This window comes from Cupriavidus sp. 05T313 (assembly GCF_056396665.1).
Genome location: NZ_JBFTLX010000152.1, coordinates 1 through 17223, shown reverse-complemented (window position 1 = coordinate 17223; position 17223 = coordinate 1). Strand labels below are relative to the sequence as shown.

Sequence of the window (17223 nt, the reverse complement as noted above, 5' to 3'; positions counted from 1 at the left end):
GCCGCGCACCATCTGGCGGTCACCAAAGTCCTGGTGGAACTCAAACACGAGCGCGGCCGCGAGGCGCTGGCGCCAACCGTCATCGAGATCGCGCTGGCAGAGCCCAGCTGGAGCGAGGATCACCTGATGCGCTTGCTGCGTGAGCGGCTGGCGCAGCTGCAGGTGGATGCCCCCATGATCGCGGTGCGCCTGTCCGTCACCGACGTGCAGGCCAAGGCGCCGCCCAGCGAATCGCTATTTCCTGAGCCCGGCGGCACGCCCGAGGACCACGCCCGGGTGATGGAGCTGCTCGCGGCGCGGCTTGGCGCCGACAACATCCTGCGGCCGGAGTTGCGTGCGGACTACCGGCCGGAGGTAGCCAACACCTGGGTGCCGGCCGTCGGGAAACCCCGACCTGGCGCGGAAGCGCCCGCCCTGCCCCGCCCGGCTTGGCTGCTGGACAAGCCGATTGCCTTGCTGATCCGCGATCATCGCCCGTTCTATGGCTCGCCCCTGCGCATGGTGTCTCCCCCGGAACGCATCGAGGCCGGTTGGTGGAGCGGCGAGCTGGTGACGCGGGATTATTACGTGGCCGAGGGTCGCGATCACGCCCATTACTGGGTCTATCAGGAACGCATGGGCAGCCGGGACGGCGATGAGGTCACGTGGTACCTGCACGGGCTGTTCGGGTGAGGTGGCGCCATGGAATCCCTACGCACCGGCGGCGGCTTGCCCGACTACGCCGAGCTTTACTGCCTCTCTAATTTCTCCTTCCTTGAAGGCGCATCCCGCGCGGAAGAGCTGGTCGAGCGCGCCGTGCAACTGGGCTACAGCGCGCTCGCCATCACCGACGAATGCTCGTTGGCCGGCATCGTACGGGCGCATGCCGAAGCCAAGAAGCACGGGCTAAAGCTGCTCGTCGGCACATCGTTTCCATCGTTTCCGGAGCCCCAAGCCGCATGGATCACCGCCACCTTTCCAGGTCGCGCGTGGATAAGCCTGACCCTGCTGTACCGCGCCATGGATGACATCCATCGGGCTGGCGTGATGGAAGCCGCCGCGGCCAATCACCTGCGCGTGGTGGCCACCGGCCACGTGCAGATGCACGTACGGTCGCGCAAGCCGCTCCACGACGTGCTGAGCGCAATCCGCCTGCGCAAGGCCGTCCCCGATTGCGGGTATCAGCTGACCCCCAACGCAGAGCAGCACCTGCGCTCGCGCCTACGGTTGGCCAATGTCTACCCGCACCGGCTGCTGACCGAATCGCTGCACATCGCCAATCTCTGCCAGTTCTCGTTGGATGAGTTGCGCTATGAGTATCCCGATGAAGTGGTCCCGACTGGCGTCTCTCCTGCGGAATACCTGCGCAGTGAAACCTACATCGGTGCGCACCACCGCTTCCCCAGAGGCATCCCTGCCACCGTCCAGGCCCAGATCGAGCACGAACTGGCGCTCATTGGGGACATGCACTACGAGCATTATTTTCTGACGGTTTACGACATCGTCCGCTTTGCGCGCTCCAATCGCATCCTCTGTCAGGGGCGAGGCTCGGCGGCCAACTCCGCAGTCTGTTACTGCCTGGGTATCACGGAGGTGGACCCGGCCCGTGGCAACCTGCTCTTCGAGCGGTTCATCAGCAAGGAGCGTGGCGAGCCACCGGACATCGATGTCGATTTCGAACACTAGCGCCGCGAGGAGGTCATCCAGTACCTGTACACGAAGTATGGGCGAACCCGCGCGGCGCTGGCTGCGGCCGTGGCCACCTATCGGCCGCGCAGCGCGCTGCGCGAGTCCGGCAAGGCGCTTGGCGTGGACCCGGCCATCGTCGACCTGGTCGCCAAGGCACACCACTGGTTTGACAGCAAGGCAGACCTGCTCAAACGTTTCGCGGAAAGCGGCGTCGATACGGAAAGTGCGCCGACCCAACGATGGGCAAACATGGCGACGCAGCTGCTCGGCTTTCCTCGGCACCTCTCCCAGCATTCGGGCGGGTTCGTGCTCGCCCGCGGCAAGCTATCGCGCCTGGTACCCATCGAGAACGCCGCCATGCCCGATCGCAGCGTAATCCAGTGGGATAAGGACGATCTGGATGCCGTCGGCTTGCTCAAGGTCGACGTGCTGGCGCTGGGCATGCTCTCGGCGATCCGCCGCGCGCTGGATCTCGTCTCTGAACAGCGTGGGGAGGCATTCGAGCTGCAGGATATCCCGGCGGAGGATCCGGCCACCTACGAAATGCTGTGCCGCGCGGACAGTGTCGGGGTGTTCCAGGTGGAATCCCGTGCGCAAATGTCCATGCTGCCCCGGCTGCAGCCCCGCACCTTCTATGATCTGGTCGTCGAGGTCGCCATCGTGCGACCGGGTCCGGTGCAAGGAGGCATGGTCCACCCGTACTTGCGGCGCCGGCAAGGCAAGGAACCGGTAACCTATCCGAGCCCGGAAATGGAAAAGGCGCTGTCGCGCACGCTCGGCGTGCCGATTTTCCAGGAACAGGTGATGCAGGTAGCCATGCTCGCAGCGGGTTTCTCGGCTGGCGAGGCTGACCAGTTGCGTCGGGCCATGGCGGCCTGGAAGCGCAAGGGTGGGCTGGAGCATTACTACGACCGCATCGTCTCCGGCATGCTGGAACGCGGGTACGAACGGGAATTTGCCGAGAGCATCTTCCGGCAAATCCAAGGCTTCGGCGAATACGGCTTCCCAGAGAGCCATGCGGCCAGCTTTGCGCTGCTGGTCTACGCCAGCGCCTGGCTGAAATGCCATGAGCCGGCCGTGTTCCTCTGTGCGATGCTCAACAGCCAGCCGATGGGGTTCTACTCGCCTTCGCAGCTCGTGCAGGATGGGAAACGCCACGGTGTCCAAGTGCGGCCAGTGGACGTCACGATCAGCGGCTGGCACTCGTCACTGGAAGCCGTCGACAAGAAGCCGCCAGCGGTTCGGCTCGGCCTCTCGCTGCTGCGCGGGATGCGCGCGGAGGCGGCGCAGCGCATTGAGGAGGCACGCGCCGTGCGCCCATTCTCAGGGACGACGGACCTTGCCCGCCGCGCAAACTTGGATAGGCATGATGTGCAGGTCCTGGCCGCCGGCGACACACTGCGAGCCCTCGCTGGCCACCGACGCAACGCACTCTGGCAGGCCACGGCCGCGGTGCCCGACAAGGATCTGTTGCGGCCTGCCGACGTGCCGGGAGAACTACCTTCACTGGTGGCGCCTAGCGAGGGCGAGGCCATTGTCGCGGATTATCGATCGACGGGCTTGACCCTCAACCGGCATCCGCTGGCGCTGCTGCGACGACATCTCGCCAGCAGACAGTTCGTGACAGCGGAAACGCTATTCCGCTATCAGGACCGCCAGTTGGCCCGCGGCGCTGGCATCGTGACGGTGCGACAGCGCCCAAGCACCGCGAATGGCGTGTTGTTCATGACCATCGAGGATGAGACGGGATCGGTCAACGTGATCGTTTGGCCGTCGGTGCTGGAGCGGTTCCGCAAAGAGGTGCTGGGCGCTCGCTTGATCGGTGTCCTGGGCCAGTGGCAGTGCGAGGGCGAAGTGAGGCACCTCGTTGCACAGCGGTTGGTGGATCTCACACCGCTGCTCGGCCACCYGGAAACGAGCAGCCGCGATTTCTGCTAGCTGACGGATACAGCTAGATTCAAAACGCCATGCCGATTTTTCTTATCAAGAATAGGGAAAATTGGGTACACACCTCCCACCTGGCTGGCGGATCGGCACATATTCTCCAGCGCCGTAATACGTGCATTAGGGCGCGAGTTACTCTCAAGTAGACCCGTGGCGACCTTAGCCGTCGAAGGCCGGCTATCTCTGCAAATGTGTGGGAACGGGCGTGGTGGTCTGCGCTTGGTTGCCGGCTGCGGCAAACCAAGCGGATACTGACAGCCGGGTGGCTCGCGATGACTGCCCGATTTCTTCATTGGACGTTCAGCCCTTTGCCTGCCCGGCAGAGGGTTTTTTTGCGGGCGGGTGGCGGGCAGGCACTGAGTTGTCGCAAACAGGACGCCGCAAACCGCAAACCAGCGAGGCCGCAATGTGGATGCCCCGCGGCTCGAAGCGCTGTGAGTTGGCGAACTGGTAACCCCATCGTCTGGGCTGACCACCATTCCGCTCTCGCGCCCGCGCCATGGCGCGCCAGCCTGCGTCACAACATCAGGGTCTACGGGAAGGCTGATGACATCATCCGTTCCGCAATCTCCTGAAGCGCTGCCCGGGCCGCCGCATCGCCGCGCTTTGCTGCTTTTCTCAGAAGCGAAAATCCGTGATTGGCATCGGCGGAGGAGTGTCGCCCATGCAGATGCAGGAGAGCCAGTCGCGCCGTCGCGTGAACAATCCCGCCGGCCGCTGCGAGGCCATAGAAATGGGCCGCCTTGTCGTAGTCGACCGGCGGCAAATTCTCCCTGCTCTGCCCGGGATAATCGTCCCACGTCACTGCTGCATTCATCGCGGCCGATGAAGTCCCCTGGCCCGCGGCTTCCTCATGGAGTGCCAGCGCGCGGTAGCGATCCACCTGGGCGCCTCGTCCCAGCATTAGACTGTCCCCGAGACCGCTCAGTGCTGTCAGACGGACCTGCGCGGGCGCGCCTGGAATGGAGAGGATCCTCTCGAAAAGGCGATTGGCGTACGCGGGATCACAACTCCCACCGGCGCTCTTCAGGCAGGCGATGGCCAGGTTGGCGAGGGCCTCGGGAAATGGCGAAGGCCCTTCGGAAAGGGTTTCCCAAAGTCGGCGTGCCGCCGCCTCCCCGACTGGATTCGCGGAGTCCAGGAGCTGGCAGGCGAGCCCGTTGACAACCTGGGGTGTGATGGCGCCCGCCGCTAACTCCCCCGCAAGGTATTCGGTCGCACGTGTGGCGTCGACGTCGAAATCGCCTTCCATTAGTCGCCCGAGCGCTACAACACCCGATTCCAATTCCATCCTTTCCTCCGCTGCGCAGCGCAGGAAGTCTAGCAGCATCGATCCGCCACCTTAGCGGTCGCGCGTATGCTCCCTGAGGGAACCCCTCCAGCGTCCATCACCGGCCTTGCTCAAATCCCCGCGCTTCGGCATCACGAAAGCTGCTTATGCACAACAGCATGTAAGCCCGGGTGAGCGTGTGCTTGCCACTGGCCCACGGCAGGGCTTCGACCTTCACGCCACAGTCACGACAATCGACGCGCCGCATGGTGTAAAGCAGGAACACTGCAAAACCCCAGACTGGAATAAACTCGAACCTGCGCTGTGCAAGCGTGTCGTAACCCCGCGCAGGCTGGCTACAGCATGAGCAGATCGCCTTGGAACCCTTGCGCGGTCGTACGTCGATCTCGATGGACTGGGTTGCTTCGCACAGCCGCGCACCTTCATAGACAAAACCGGGAAAATGGTGGCAGGCGTTGAGCAAGCGAGTCAGCAACATGGTTAGCGCGGCCCCAAGCGGCAAGGGCAAAAAAGTCGCTATTGTTGCCCCGGACCAGGATGCGTTGGCGCGTTACGTGCCGGACCTGCAAAACTGGTCCGCGTCCTGGCGTTTCGATGACCAGGACCTCCCGCCCGGGCAGGCACTCGTCGAAGTGTTCACGCCTTTCCTGCAACACCTGCTCACACTGGGATATGCGCGCAAAACGTTGAATTATCACCGCGATCACCTCTGGATGCTCGGCGGGCATCTCATTGAGGTCCGCCACGAAGACCCGGACGCCATGGATGCCCGCACGCTCGTTCTCCACCAAATTCACAAGTACGGAGGTCCGTTGATCTCCCGGCACCTCGACGAGCAGGCCCAGAGCGCCTTCGATGCGACCTGCAAGAAGCTCTATCGCTTCCTCTGCCCCTCGTAAATCGCCTCGATCTACCCACAGATTCCCCCGACGAGCCGAAATTTCTCATGGCCGCCAGCCAGAAACCCGCATAAATACTAGGGGTAGCTACCCCTGTGAATTGCAGCAGAAACAAAGGCATACCGTAACGCACGGCCTCCCGCGCGGCACCGCCGGCTGCTTTGCTAACCAATGTCCCCGGTATCGCCGACGCCGTTCTCCAGGGCGATATCGCTGCTGGGAAACTAACGCCGTCAAGCTCAAAGTCTAGCGTTGCCTGCCCCTGGAACCAGCACGGCACGTCGTTCGCAAATCATCGCCTTCAATCGATTTTCTCGGCTTGGTCTCCAGATTTTGTAGAATGTCCGCTTCCCGTCATCGGATCCAGGCAACCGATTTACCAATCTGCTGCCGGGACTCGATACGGGCATGCCCTTCGGCAATCTGGTCGAACATATAGTGATTCGCGATTTCGATTTTCAACCAGCCGTCGCTGATTGCCTCGAAGATGTCATCGGCTCTGTGCTGTACCGTACCGGCATCCTCCATGTGATCTGCCAGCCTGGGCCGGGTCAGAAAGAGTGAACCAGCTTCCCCCAGTTCATAGGGATCGACGTCATCAAGACTCCCGGATACGTTTCCATAGTTGATGACAAGACCTCGCTTGCGTGTGGCGCGGAAACTATCCCGTAATGTGGCGCGGCCAAGGGAATCGAACACCACGTCCACTCCTGCGCCGGAGGTCAACTCTCGCGCCACATCTGCGAAACGACCCTCTTCGTAAAGAAAGGCTGCCTCGGCCCCGCGTTGCCTGGCGACTCGGCACTTCTCCTCGGTACTGGCAGTAGCAAAGACTCTCGCTCCGACTCTCGTCGCCATCTGGATGAGAATTTGGCCGATACTCCCTGAAGCCGCGTGGACCAGGCAGACGCTGTCTGCCGAGAGGCGGGCGACGTCATGCACCAGATAGTGAGCAGTGCAGCCTTGAAACATCGCGGCCGCGGCCATGTCATAGCCAATTGAATCGGGAAGTACGGCGATCCTGTTTGCGGGGATACACGCGTACTCCGCGAAGCTCCCCCATGCGATGCACCAGGCAACACGCTGACCTTGCCTCAGATGGGTGACACCTTGCCCGATATGTACAACGGTGCCAGAGCCTTCCATTCCAAGTATGCAGGGCAGACCTACAGAGTAGGTGCGAGAGTGAGCGTACTTTCCCTGGCGCGTGTGGATGTCCATGAAATTGATACCAGCACACTCGACCTTTACAAGCACTTCCCCAAGTCGCGGGGTTGGTACCGGCATGTCGGAATTCACACGGACAACTTCCGGCCCGCCATATCGTTCGATCCACATAGCCCGCATGGTCTGCCCTGCTGCCAGCGTCTCATCTACCCTTCCCGCTTTCGCGTTAAAACCTATTTCGTCATTCATGGTGATGTTGGCCGTAGCCGCTAGTGTTTCTCCCGACGCGGTCACTCGGCARCTACTCCCGCTGTTTTGATCATCGCAGCAGTAGACTGGACCTCTTCCGCAATGACGGCGCGCAGTTGCTTGCCATCGCTGGCCACCACTTCCAGGTCTCGCGGTTTGAGGTACTGCTCTATGAATGCGGGGTCGCGCAGGATGTCACGCACATCGGCGCGGATTTGGTCGGACACTGCAGCTGGCGTACCCGCGGGTGCGAACAGGGCATACCAGATCGATATCTTGGCGTAGGGAAATCCCTGCTCTGCGACGGTGGGTACGTCGGGAAAGCGAGCAACGCGTTTGTCTCCGGCCACAGCGATGGGCTTGATCTTTCCCGCCTGAACAAGCGGAGCAATCACACCGGAGCTGGCAGAGGCCAGGGCCACCTCGCCGCCTGCCAGGGCGGTAAGGTTTTGCGATACACCGTTATAAGCGACGTGTGTAATGTCGATTTTTTCGTGGTCCGCGATCGTTGCAAAAAGCAAATGCGGCTGGCTACCTTTTCCATATGACCCATAAAATAGCGAACCCGGCTTTTCTCTCGAAAGTCGGACCACGTCCTTAAGCGAACTCACGGGAAGGCTTCCATTCGCTACGATGAGTTGGTTTGCTTTCACCATTAGGGTCAAAGGATCAAAATCCTTGTCGGGGTCGTATCCCAACCTTTTATATAGGAAGCGATTGCCGACGATAGACTGATTCACCGTTGCCAAAAGGGTGTAGCCATCCGCCGGAGCTCGGGCGACCTGAGCAGCACCAATCGCGGAGCCTGCGCCTGCCTTGTTCTCAATCACGACGGGCTGCTTCCAGCGCTCCGCCAGTTTCGCGCCCACAGCCCTTGTGATGATGTCGACTCCGCCTCCAGGTGCGAATGGAACCACGATCGTAACCGGCTTGGTTGGATAAGATCGGGCCGCCGAGGCTGACGTCGCCAGTGTAAGCAAAAGTGTAGCCAGTAGAACCTTGTGTTTCATCGCTCGTCTCCAAACCTATTATTGAGTACCAGACTGTCACCAGTTGCCTTACCAACCATGGCATGCCGGGGTGGCCGCACTGCGAGTGAGGCCCACCAAGATGCTGCTTAATCAAGCACGCCCTCCCTCAATATGGGCGCGGCGCTCGAACATCTGTCTCACTCACCGATAGACTCATCGCCCCGATCCTCTCAATCTCGATCCGTACCTCATCGCCGGGGACGAACGGACCAACGCCCTCCGGCGTTCCAGTGGCAATGACATCGCCTGGTTGCAGGGTAATTACTGAGGACACCAGCTCAATAAGTTCTTCGATCCCGACGATCATTTCACTCGTATTCGCGCTTTGCCGGAGTTCCCCGTTCACCCATAGCTTGTTCCCGAGCTTTTGGGGGAACTCCACGTCATCCGCCGTAACGATCCATGGACCAAGTGGCGTAAATGTCTCGAAGGACTTACGCATAGAGCGCTCTTCTTCCGCTACCCCCTTTTCTATACGCATTGTCGCGTCGATCAAGCACGCATAGCCGAAGACGTAGTCCATCGCCTCACTGCGCGGCACGTTGCGCGCCTCTTTCGAGATAATTACGGCCAACTCGGACTCATGGTCAAAGCGCCGAGCGGAACCCTTGGGGAGTTGCAGCCGACCACCCGCACCAACCAAGGAGCCAGGAGCTTTGAGGAAGAAACCTTGCTCACGGGCGGACCGCCCGCCTGGCGTTACTACTCGCTCGCCTAGCTCGCCGATGTGCTTCTGGTAGTTCGCAGGAGCGGCGAAAACATGTTGGGGCGCGGGATTGGCCGGCAGCAGTCGTGCGCTGGCCAACGGCAGCGCCTTCCCCTTCTGGCGATGCTCACCGAACGTTTGGCGCAGATCCGACCAATGGCTGATCAGCCAATTGATGCGTTGGCGCGGCATTTCGGCGAGAAAGGCAGGTAGCTCTCCTGTCATGTCATAGATGGTGTCGCCCTCGACGACGCCGACACGATAATCGTTGAAGGATGCAATTTTCATGAGCAGATCTCAAATATCAGGTTTCTCAACCGTTGTTGAAGTGGGTAATCGGCTTGCGTCTCGAACATTCTAGGAATGAAGACGGACCTATGTCGTCTATGCCAGCCCGTCCCAGTCGTCACAACCTTCGGACGATCGAATCGATGCTACAGGTTTCCAAATTGACTGGGACGCCTGGGACAGGTCTATGCCGCTTCCTGTACGGATGCACCGTCCGGCGACGCACCTCGTACGATGTCGATGATGTGCAGTGGGTCTTCTGGCTCGCTGTCGCTACGCCAGGCGCATTGACCATCCGGGCGAACCAGCACAAGGGCTCGTTCGTAGAGAGCGTGTGCCCCAGCATTGCTTACGCTGACAACTTTGAACGGCACCTTGCGCTCGCTTGCCGCGGCGGCGAGCCCCGTCCCTGCAGGTGCGTCGGTGCCAAATCGCAGGAGGACGAACTCCTTCCCGAACAGATCCAGCGTCGAGACGTTCTCCTCAAGCCATACATGCGGGGCGCGCGCGCCGGGACGAGCCGTTTGCGAGTACGTCTGCACGGTGTCATCCGGCCTCGGGGTTCCATCGGGCACGATGATGGGCGAGCCTTCATAGACGTAGCCGAGATGGATCCCAATGCTGAACCATTCGCGCCTCATCAGTTCCGTGTACGCRTCGCCGAATGCCTTGCGCGCATTTTCGCCGTCTGGTGTGGGATCGAACAACTCCTTCGGCGGTTCGGTGACGCGCGGATTCAGCATACGCTTGAGGTTCCCCGTGGACTCCTCCACATTGCGGATAGCGACTGGGCGCTGCTCGATCTCGTACGACTCGAGCAGCCTTCTGCCGCCCCATCCTTCGAGGCAGGCGGCAAGCTTCCACGAAAGGTTGACCGCGTCCTGGATGCCGGTATTCATGCCGAATCCGCCAGTCGGTGAGGTGAGGTGCGCCGCGTCCCCTGCAAGGAATACTCGCCCGGAGCCATAACTCTCCGCGACAAGTTGTCGCCTCACCCACGGGAGCATCGACAGGATCTCGAAGTCGAAATCGCGACCCACCGCACGTACAATGGCCTTGCGCATGTCGGCCTCGGTAAGGCTCTGCATGGTAACGTCGCCGACCAGAGAGAAGCGCCACTGATCGCGACCGTTAATGGCGACGAGCGTAGCCCAAGTTCCTTCGGGGCCGATAAAGATGTATCGGTATGCCGGCTTCTTGTTGTGCAATCTCTCAAGACCCTCGCACCGGAATACCACGTTGGTGGTGTACGTCAACACCGGCTCACCCGCCATCTTGATATCCAACTGCTGGCGCACCGTGCTCGCTCCGCCGTCCGAGCCGACTATGTAGTTCGCCGCGATGGTGCTCGTTTCCCCGGTCTTCACGTTACGCACCGTCGCCAGCACGCCCTCTTCGCTCTCCGAGAAATTGACCAATTCCGTGTGATAGACGATTTGCACACCTGAGAACTGCTGGGCGAAGCGCCTGAGAACGGGGTCGAAAAAATTCTGGGGGCACCGCTCACGGTGCTGCGGGCTCTGCGGGGGCGATTTCTCATCCTTTGGAGCTGGAAACTCCTCGCGCCCAAACTCGTAACCGTTCAACGATGTCACCCAGGCGCAGTCCTGCGTGTACTCGCGGTTGTAGCCTGCACTCTCGACCCAGTCGACAATGCCCCAACGGCGGCAGTACTCCATCGTACGGATGCCTACCATATCCATTTTTGGCTGGTAGACGCCGCCGTCCCCTTTGTCAATCAGGATGCAGGATTGGCCGCGGAAGCCGAGATCGCCCGCCAGTGCAAGTCCGATCGGTCCGGCGCCAACGATAAGAACAGGTGTTGTGATATGTGCCATGGTGATATGGGGTACGGGAAGAATGAGGTTTTCGTGAGGTTTGAAAAGCAAGGAAGATTATTCTGAGGCAGCGAATTCTTCCCGGTACAAGCCTAGGGCTCGCAGCGCAGGAATATCGTTCACCTGGAAGAGCGTTGCCGGCTCTTGCGACGTAAGGGCATGCTCGTACCAAGACCAGGGCGGGATCGCGATGAAGTCTCCCGGCCCCCATTGGAAGCGCTGACCGTTCACCACCGTGGTTCCGTTACCACCGATTACGTAGTTGAGGACGGAACCGGTGTGTCGTTGCGGCAGACATCGACTGTTGGGACGCAGCCGCTGCAGGCGCGTCCCAATTGTCGGAAGCGCCGATTGGCCAGTCGCCGGATTCTGGTATTCGAGCTGTGTATCGCAGTATGGGTCTGGCGGCAGTTCGGCGGCGGAACTCAATGCCGCCAGCGCGCGGTCCGCCGGGTAGGCCAGCAACGGATTTACGGGGTTATGCACTTTCGGCCGTACGGGGCGCATGATGCCGCTTCCAAACTGCTGGTACGAACGATGCGGATACTCGGAAACGGTCTGGAGGTCGGAGGAGAAGCCTTCAAAGAACGTTGCGTGCATGGCCCGTACCAGTGAGATGTCGAGCACATCAAGCCAGATCATCGGTTCATTGCCGAGGTGGACGTGGTCGTGCCAAGTCATGGCCGGCGTAATGACAAGGTCTCCCTCGTTCATCGCATACTCCTCGCCATCGACCGTGGTGAAAGCCCCCTTTCCCTTCATGATGAAACGAAGAGCGGAAGCCGCATGCCGATGTGCCGTCGCCACCTCGCCTGGCAAGATGACCTGAATCGATCCCCAGAAAGTCGGCGTTGTGCCATAGGGAAGCCCGGGGTTGGTTAGCCGCAACGTTCGCCGGTTGCCTTTGGCCTCCAGTTTGAGATCCCCGCCAATACGCTCCAAAAGCGGCGCAAGGTCTGACCACCGCCAATGAAGGGGCGTCATGGACGACAGCGGGTCACGAGTGAAAAGGGGCGGATCGCTGGGCTGATGTACCCGGCAATTGAAACGCCCCAACTGCTCGTCGAGACTCTGACGCGCGTCTGCGTCGCTCATCTGGCTTCCATTCAGTTCTGCCATTACGTTACCCAACAAGTTGGAGGGGCGAAGCAACGACCGTCTTCCGCCCGTATGTCAAAAGGTCTGACCTTTATGTTATTTGGCGATCGTATCCCCGTCAAGCGTCAGAGTTTCGAAATCGGGCCTATTGGCCCACGACTCGGGTAAACACCGTGGCACGACTGCTGCCGTCGTCGCTCAGGCAAAGTAAGCGGTTCATCCCTCTGGCTAGGTACTGCACACAAAAGGTAGGACCTTCACCTCGATTGTGACTGTATGGGTTAAAATCGGAAGCCCTTCTCAGGGGAGCCGTCCTCACGGCTGCCCCACCGATCGGGGTCGCTGTTCCATCCAGATAGAAGGCAGTCAACATGACCGTTACAAAGAACCACCTACGCACCTCTTCCGACGTCAAAGATGGCGCAGTTCCGATCACTTCTAGGAAATCTGTCGATCAGGGAACACAACCCATTTTCAAATCGGTAAGGCCGCGGCGCGCGTTTGAGGACATTTGCCTGCAGATCCGTCAGGAACTCAGTGAAGGGCGACTAAAGCCTGGAAGCCGCCTGCCGGCGGAGCGCGAACTTGCGGACCAGTTTGGCGTGTCACGAACGGCAGTTCGGGAAGCCATGCGTAGCTTGGAAGTTGCCGGCCTCATAGCCAGCGAGCGGGGTGTGAACGGCGGCACCTTTATTCAACGTGGCGATCCAGAGCTCATCACGCAGGCGGTCCAGGATATGGTGTTGCTGGGTCGAATCAGTATCGATAGCCTCACCGAGACGCGCATCATGCTGATGAATGATGCGCTGCGCTTGGCATGCGAGAGGGCAACGAACGTCGATCTGGACGCTATCGAGCGCGATATTGATCTGGTGGAAGAATTGACACTCAGCGGCAACCTGACGCGACGCTCCTCCTACATCACAAACTTCTACGGTCTAGTTGCACGTGCGACGAACAACGAGGTGATGGTCATGCTAATCAACTCGCTATCCGAAATCGTTCGGCAGTTGCTCGATCGTATCGGTCCGGACCCGCGCAGCGATGTTGTCGACGTTCGCCGCCAGATACTGAAACACTTGCGTGCACGGGATGCAACCGCAGCCATCCAAGAGATGACCCGCCACCTGGAGCGCCTAAGCCAGCAACTGCGCACAAAAGAAAAGGCCATGGCTCGGAAGCAGCGTTCATAGACTGGCTCGTTCTTATGGGCCTATCGGATGCTCCGCCCGTAGTCCGGCGAAATGGATTAGTCATGCGCGCATGAGGGGGTGATCGCCCTTTTGCTGCAAATTGATACAGTCGCGCTCCAAAATCTCTTGTGAATCAACGACTTGCAAAAGAGTCGATCTTCTCGATTCAACAGCCCGACTATCTGTCAGATCGAGTCCCAGCTAATACAGTTGAGCGTATCGCGCTCGGCCTGCAGCCGCGTCCGCTGCCTCGGCGCCGACCACGGCGGCGTCTTGCGCCCTCGCCCGCACCGCCGCCAGTTCGGTGCGCAGATTCCACGACAGCCTGCTCGCCCTTCTGGCGCAGCGTGCGCTCCTGGTCGATCTCGCGCAGCGCGCAACGCTCGGTGGCGCCGGCCCGCTCCTGCGCGACGGCCACCTGCTCGCGGGTGCGCTCCAGGTCCGTCGAGAATTGGGTACGTAACTCCTGCAACTGCCGCTCGAGCGCCTCTGACCTGGCGTGTTCCCGCCTCGTGACGCGCGTCCGCCTCGCTCGCCTGCAACCGCGCTTCGGCCCGCAAGGCGGCCAGCTCACTGCTCGCGGCCTCGTTGGCGGCGTGCCAGATCGATTGCGCAGCATTGGCGGCGATCGCCTTGAGCGCGCCCGGCAACTCGGGATGGTCGATGGTCACGCGCATCTTGCCGCTTAGTCAGCCCCCGTTTTGGCGCGGTCTCCATGTCGGACTCGATTCGCGGATACGCGGCGACGTCGCCACCGTTGCGAGGACAGTGCGCGCGACGACGGACTACCGCCTCGGCGCTTCCCGGGCGTCGCAAAGAAAGCTCAGGGTATCGTCATGCTTGATCCTGACGTGCCATTCTCCAACGCAGTATTTGGCGTCGGAGAACTTCTCCCGCCATCGGCGCGAGAGAGTCTCGATGCATGCACGCCCTTGCAGTGGCATCTGCGGCGCGGCGGCCATCTGTCGCAGCATCTGCAGATAACTGGGATCTCCCCAGCGGGGCGTGGCTGCGACGTGCGCGTTCCAGACAAGCACCACCAGTTTGTATGTCTCGCGCACCACGGCGATCGGCGTGTCTTCGGTAATGGCCTCGGACAGAAGCGGCTCGCCGAAGTCCAGAATCGTCTCGGAGATCTTGCGTTCGGCTTTGCCCGCGCTTGCTCGGTTCATTGTTTCGCTCCGCTTGATGCCCGACAGCGGTTCAATGCCGGGTCGCCGAGGCTGCAACTGGCAAGGACGAACGAATTTCGGCTCGGCGTGCAAGGCATCTTGCGCACAAGCACTGCCATTTTGTGCTTTTGGGGGTACAACGCCTTTGGGGCTCGTAACGGAACCATGTGAACGCGGTGGCCGAAACCACGACGCCATGCGGCATGGGCCATCCGGATTCTCCAGTTCGTCTCCCACCGCTCAAGGAATGGACGCGTCGCCAAAGCGGCGGGGTCATTCCCCGCAGGTGGATTCGCAACTGGAAAACGGAGATCGCTTGCGGGGGAGGGGCGTGAACACACTGTAGGTGTCTCATTATCCTCTGAGGTAAGACTGACCGTAGCCCCCGCTTTGGCGCGGTCTCCGTTTCCGAAGACGCTGCGGATGCTGACGAGGCGCCGCGTGCCCGGTGTATGGAATCCTGAGCTGCCACTATCCCTCCATCGCCAGAGCATAAAAACTACCGCATTGCCGCTTAGTCAGTCCCCGCTTTGGCGCGGTCTCCAGGTCGAGGCCCATTGCTCGGTTGGAGGTACAGCCAGGTGTACGTTCGCCAAGCCTGAAGTTGTGCAGCAAGCTGTTGCACAATTGTGATCAGTGCACTGACATAGAAAGCGAGAGCGCCAAAACCGCCAGATTTCGCGCAAAAAATACGGCTACCCCTTACGGGCGCTGTCGTTCCCGCGCCCTCTGCGGAGCGTCATCGGTTTCCTGCAGCGAATTGAGAAAATCCCGCGCCAGCGCGACACACTCATCAAAGCTTCGGTCGAAGCTGATCCGCTGGATCCTGGCGAACTGCTCGCGCATGATCGGCGGGCCCACCTCGATTTGGCCCAGGAAGGCTGCTGCATGCCTGAGCAGAAACGGCGCGGCATGCGCGAGGGCTGTTGGTTCTTGCTCGACCACGACGGCAAGGTCGAAGAGATCCCGTGCGGTGGCGCGGTCGCCCCGATGGTAGAGCTTCTTGGCAACGATTTCGGCTGCAGTCTCCACTTTGACTGGCTGCCCCATGATCTCCCAGATCTCGAATGGCTCGTCGGTCAGGTTGGGCGAGGCGACGATGTCGACTTCGCCGGCGTCGAGGACCAGCTTCACGAAGTTCCCCTGCTCCACATAGTCGCTCGTGATGCCCTCTGCGGTCTCACTCAGGCGGGGCGTCACGAACCCTAGATATTGCGGGTCCGGCACAAAGAGGTCGATATCGCGTGAAAAGCGATGGCGGTACCGGAGCATCAGGACCGTCCCGCCCCCGAAGGTCCAGAACGGCTCGATACCCCCATGCTTCCTGACCTCCTCCATCAGCGTGAAGGCGTGAGGGAACAGGCTTTCCCAGATGTCACCCTGCAGCTCAATCTTCATGCCCACAGCCCTCCGCGTGTCGCCGTCAATGACTGCGCGAGCCGTCTGAGGTTCTTCCAAATGTCGGCCGGTTTCCGATGCTGCTTCGCCGCCACCTCGGCCACTACCTTGGTGACGAGTTGCAGTGGCGCCTCATCGAGGACCTGGGCTACTTGCGGCCGAAACTCCGCCGGCACCTCGCCAGTGGCCAGCGCCCATTCAAGCTGATCAGGCGTGAGCTCGCCGGTGTAACTGACGTTTGCGCCTTTCGCGGCCATCCATAGCGCGCGGGTCGGCGTGCCCCTGGCCTGGCGGTCGGCTTCGGGATCGTACACATCAAGCGCCAGGCCGAGGACGTCCATCAGCCGGCCCAGCGTTTCGAGCGTGGCGTTCACGGTTCCATGCTCGATGCCGTTTAGGGACTGGCGCGACAGTTTGGCCATATCCGCCAGTTGCTGCTGGGTCAGGCCGAGGGTGATCCGCTTGTGTTGAATCGTATTACCCAGGAATGCAGGGTTCATGGCGAGAATCTCCCATCTATGTGTCAAGTATAGACGACATAAACGGACAGATGTTCCTTCGGCAATGTGTGTGCTAGAGGGATGCCTCAGCACGGCCTGACCCTGGCCCACCTGCAGGCCGCGGACTGCAGATCAAGGAACTGGCTGCGCAGGAACGGTCAGGAAAGACGCAATCTGCGCACAACGACGGCTAAACCGTTAAGCACCGGAACGCAACGCCGACCGCACGTATGGGCTCGGGATGCTCAAAACTCGACATCCAGTTCATCGATTTCCTCAGGCTCCCGCTGCGCCGCCTCGATCCATTCCTGCATCTCCGGCAGCGCCATGATCGTGCGGCAATAGCTTTCCGATACCTCATCGAGCTTGACCTCGTAGGTGCGAAACCGCGTGACGACCGGTGCGTACATGGCATCGGCCATGGTGCGTGCGCYGAACAGATAGGGCCCATCGTAAGCCGAGAGGCATTCGCGCCAGATGGCGGTGATCCGATCGATATCGCTCTGGGCGCGCGACCAAACTTTGAAGCCGGGGTGGCGGGCACGCAAGTTCATCGGTAAGGCTGCGCGCATGGCGCTGAATCCCGAATGCATCTCGCCGCAAATCGCCCGACAGTGGGCACGAGCAATGCGGTCCTCAGGCAGAAGCGCAGCCTCTGGTCGCACTTCGTTCAGATACTCGGCAATGGCCAGGGTATCCCAGACTACTGCACCGTCGTGTTCCAGGCGCGGTACCAGCRTCGAGGGCGAGAGTAGCGAGAGTTCCGCGCGGCCCGCGCGGC

Annotated in this window: 12 protein-coding genes and 3 pseudogenes; 4 read left to right on the top strand and 11 right to left on the bottom strand. The window is 60.8% G+C overall.

Annotated features, from left to right (window positions below; genetic code table 11):
* Both AC1DKD_RS27265 and AC1DKD_RS27260 read left to right on the top strand, forming a co-directional pair.
* Positions 1 to 672, top strand: a pseudogene (locus AC1DKD_RS27265) (DNA polymerase Y family protein); the annotation flags it as partial.
* A gap of 9 nt (positions 673 to 681) precedes the next feature.
* A pseudogene (locus AC1DKD_RS27260) lies at positions 682 to 3606 on the top strand (error-prone DNA polymerase).
* Positions 3607 to 4144: 538 nt separating this feature from the next.
* Here AC1DKD_RS27260 and AC1DKD_RS27255 read toward each other — a convergent pair.
* On the bottom strand, positions 4145 to 4903 hold the full coding sequence (locus AC1DKD_RS27255; RefSeq protein WP_441633091.1) for a tetratricopeptide repeat protein: 759 nt from the start codon (positions 4901 to 4903) through the stop codon (positions 4145 to 4147).
* A 154-nt stretch (positions 4904 to 5057) separates the two neighbouring features.
* Positions 5058 to 5381: pseudogene (locus AC1DKD_RS27250) on the bottom strand (ISL3 family transposase); the annotation flags it as partial.
* Between AC1DKD_RS27250 and AC1DKD_RS27245 the strand changes: the two are divergent.
* Entirely contained in the window at positions 5380 to 5802 is a 423-nt protein-coding gene (locus AC1DKD_RS27245) for a hypothetical protein (protein ID WP_441633089.1), read from the top strand. The pseudogene AC1DKD_RS27250 and the gene AC1DKD_RS27245 sit on opposite strands and share 2 nt — an antisense overlap.
* Before the next feature lie 354 nt (positions 5803 to 6156).
* Here the strand turns inward: AC1DKD_RS27245 and AC1DKD_RS27240 are convergent, their stop codons facing one another.
* From AC1DKD_RS27240 to AC1DKD_RS27220, 5 genes are all read right to left on the bottom strand, one after another.
* Positions 6157 to 7149, bottom strand: a complete 993-nt coding sequence (locus AC1DKD_RS27240) for a quinone oxidoreductase family protein (protein WP_441633122.1) — start codon at positions 7147 to 7149, stop codon at positions 6157 to 6159.
* A gap of 110 nt (positions 7150 to 7259) precedes the next feature.
* Positions 7260 to 8228: a Bug family tripartite tricarboxylate transporter substrate binding protein gene (locus tag AC1DKD_RS27235; RefSeq protein ID WP_477143924.1), complete on the bottom strand. Its 969-nt coding sequence runs from the start codon at positions 8226 to 8228 to the stop codon at positions 7260 to 7262.
* 127 nt (positions 8229 to 8355) lie between these two features.
* Positions 8356 to 9243, bottom strand: a complete 888-nt coding sequence (locus tag AC1DKD_RS27230) for a fumarylacetoacetate hydrolase family protein (protein WP_441633085.1) — start codon at positions 9241 to 9243, stop codon at positions 8356 to 8358.
* Positions 9244 to 9428: 185 nt separating this feature from the next.
* The gene (locus AC1DKD_RS27225) at positions 9429 to 11132 is read right to left on the bottom strand and encodes an FAD-dependent oxidoreductase (protein WP_441633083.1); all 1704 of its coding nucleotides are present in this window, start codon (positions 11130 to 11132) and stop codon (positions 9429 to 9431) included.
* Between the two features lie 6 nt (positions 11133 to 11138).
* Positions 11139 to 12176, bottom strand: a complete 1038-nt coding sequence (locus AC1DKD_RS27220; RefSeq protein ID WP_441633081.1) for a cupin domain-containing protein — start codon at positions 12174 to 12176, stop codon at positions 11139 to 11141.
* A 374-nt stretch (positions 12177 to 12550) separates the two neighbouring features.
* Between AC1DKD_RS27220 and AC1DKD_RS27215 the strand changes: the two genes are divergently transcribed.
* Positions 12551 to 13372: a FadR/GntR family transcriptional regulator gene (locus tag AC1DKD_RS27215; protein ID WP_441633079.1), complete on the top strand. Its 822-nt coding sequence runs from the start codon at positions 12551 to 12553 to the stop codon at positions 13370 to 13372.
* A 785-nt stretch (positions 13373 to 14157) separates the two neighbouring features.
* Here the strand turns inward: AC1DKD_RS27215 and AC1DKD_RS27210 are convergent.
* From AC1DKD_RS27210 to AC1DKD_RS27195, 4 genes are all read right to left on the bottom strand, one after another.
* Positions 14158 to 14637 (bottom strand): hypothetical protein, encoded by a 480-nt coding sequence (locus AC1DKD_RS27210; protein WP_477143923.1) that lies wholly within the window; start codon positions 14635 to 14637, stop codon positions 14158 to 14160.
* A 609-nt stretch (positions 14638 to 15246) separates the two neighbouring features.
* Positions 15247 to 15942 carry a nucleotidyl transferase AbiEii/AbiGii toxin family protein gene (locus AC1DKD_RS27205; RefSeq protein ID WP_441633075.1) on the bottom strand — a complete coding sequence of 232 codons (696 nt, stop codon included), beginning with the start codon at positions 15940 to 15942 and terminating at the stop codon, positions 15247 to 15249.
* Positions 15939 to 16442, bottom strand: a complete 504-nt coding sequence (locus tag AC1DKD_RS27200) for a helix-turn-helix transcriptional regulator (RefSeq protein ID WP_441633073.1) — start codon at positions 16440 to 16442, stop codon at positions 15939 to 15941. Before AC1DKD_RS27200 ends, AC1DKD_RS27205 begins: the two co-directional genes overlap by 4 nt.
* A gap of 245 nt (positions 16443 to 16687) precedes the next feature.
* A partial coding sequence (locus AC1DKD_RS27195) for a glutathione S-transferase (protein ID WP_477143922.1) occupies positions 16688 to 17223 on the bottom strand: 536 nt, incomplete at its 5' end.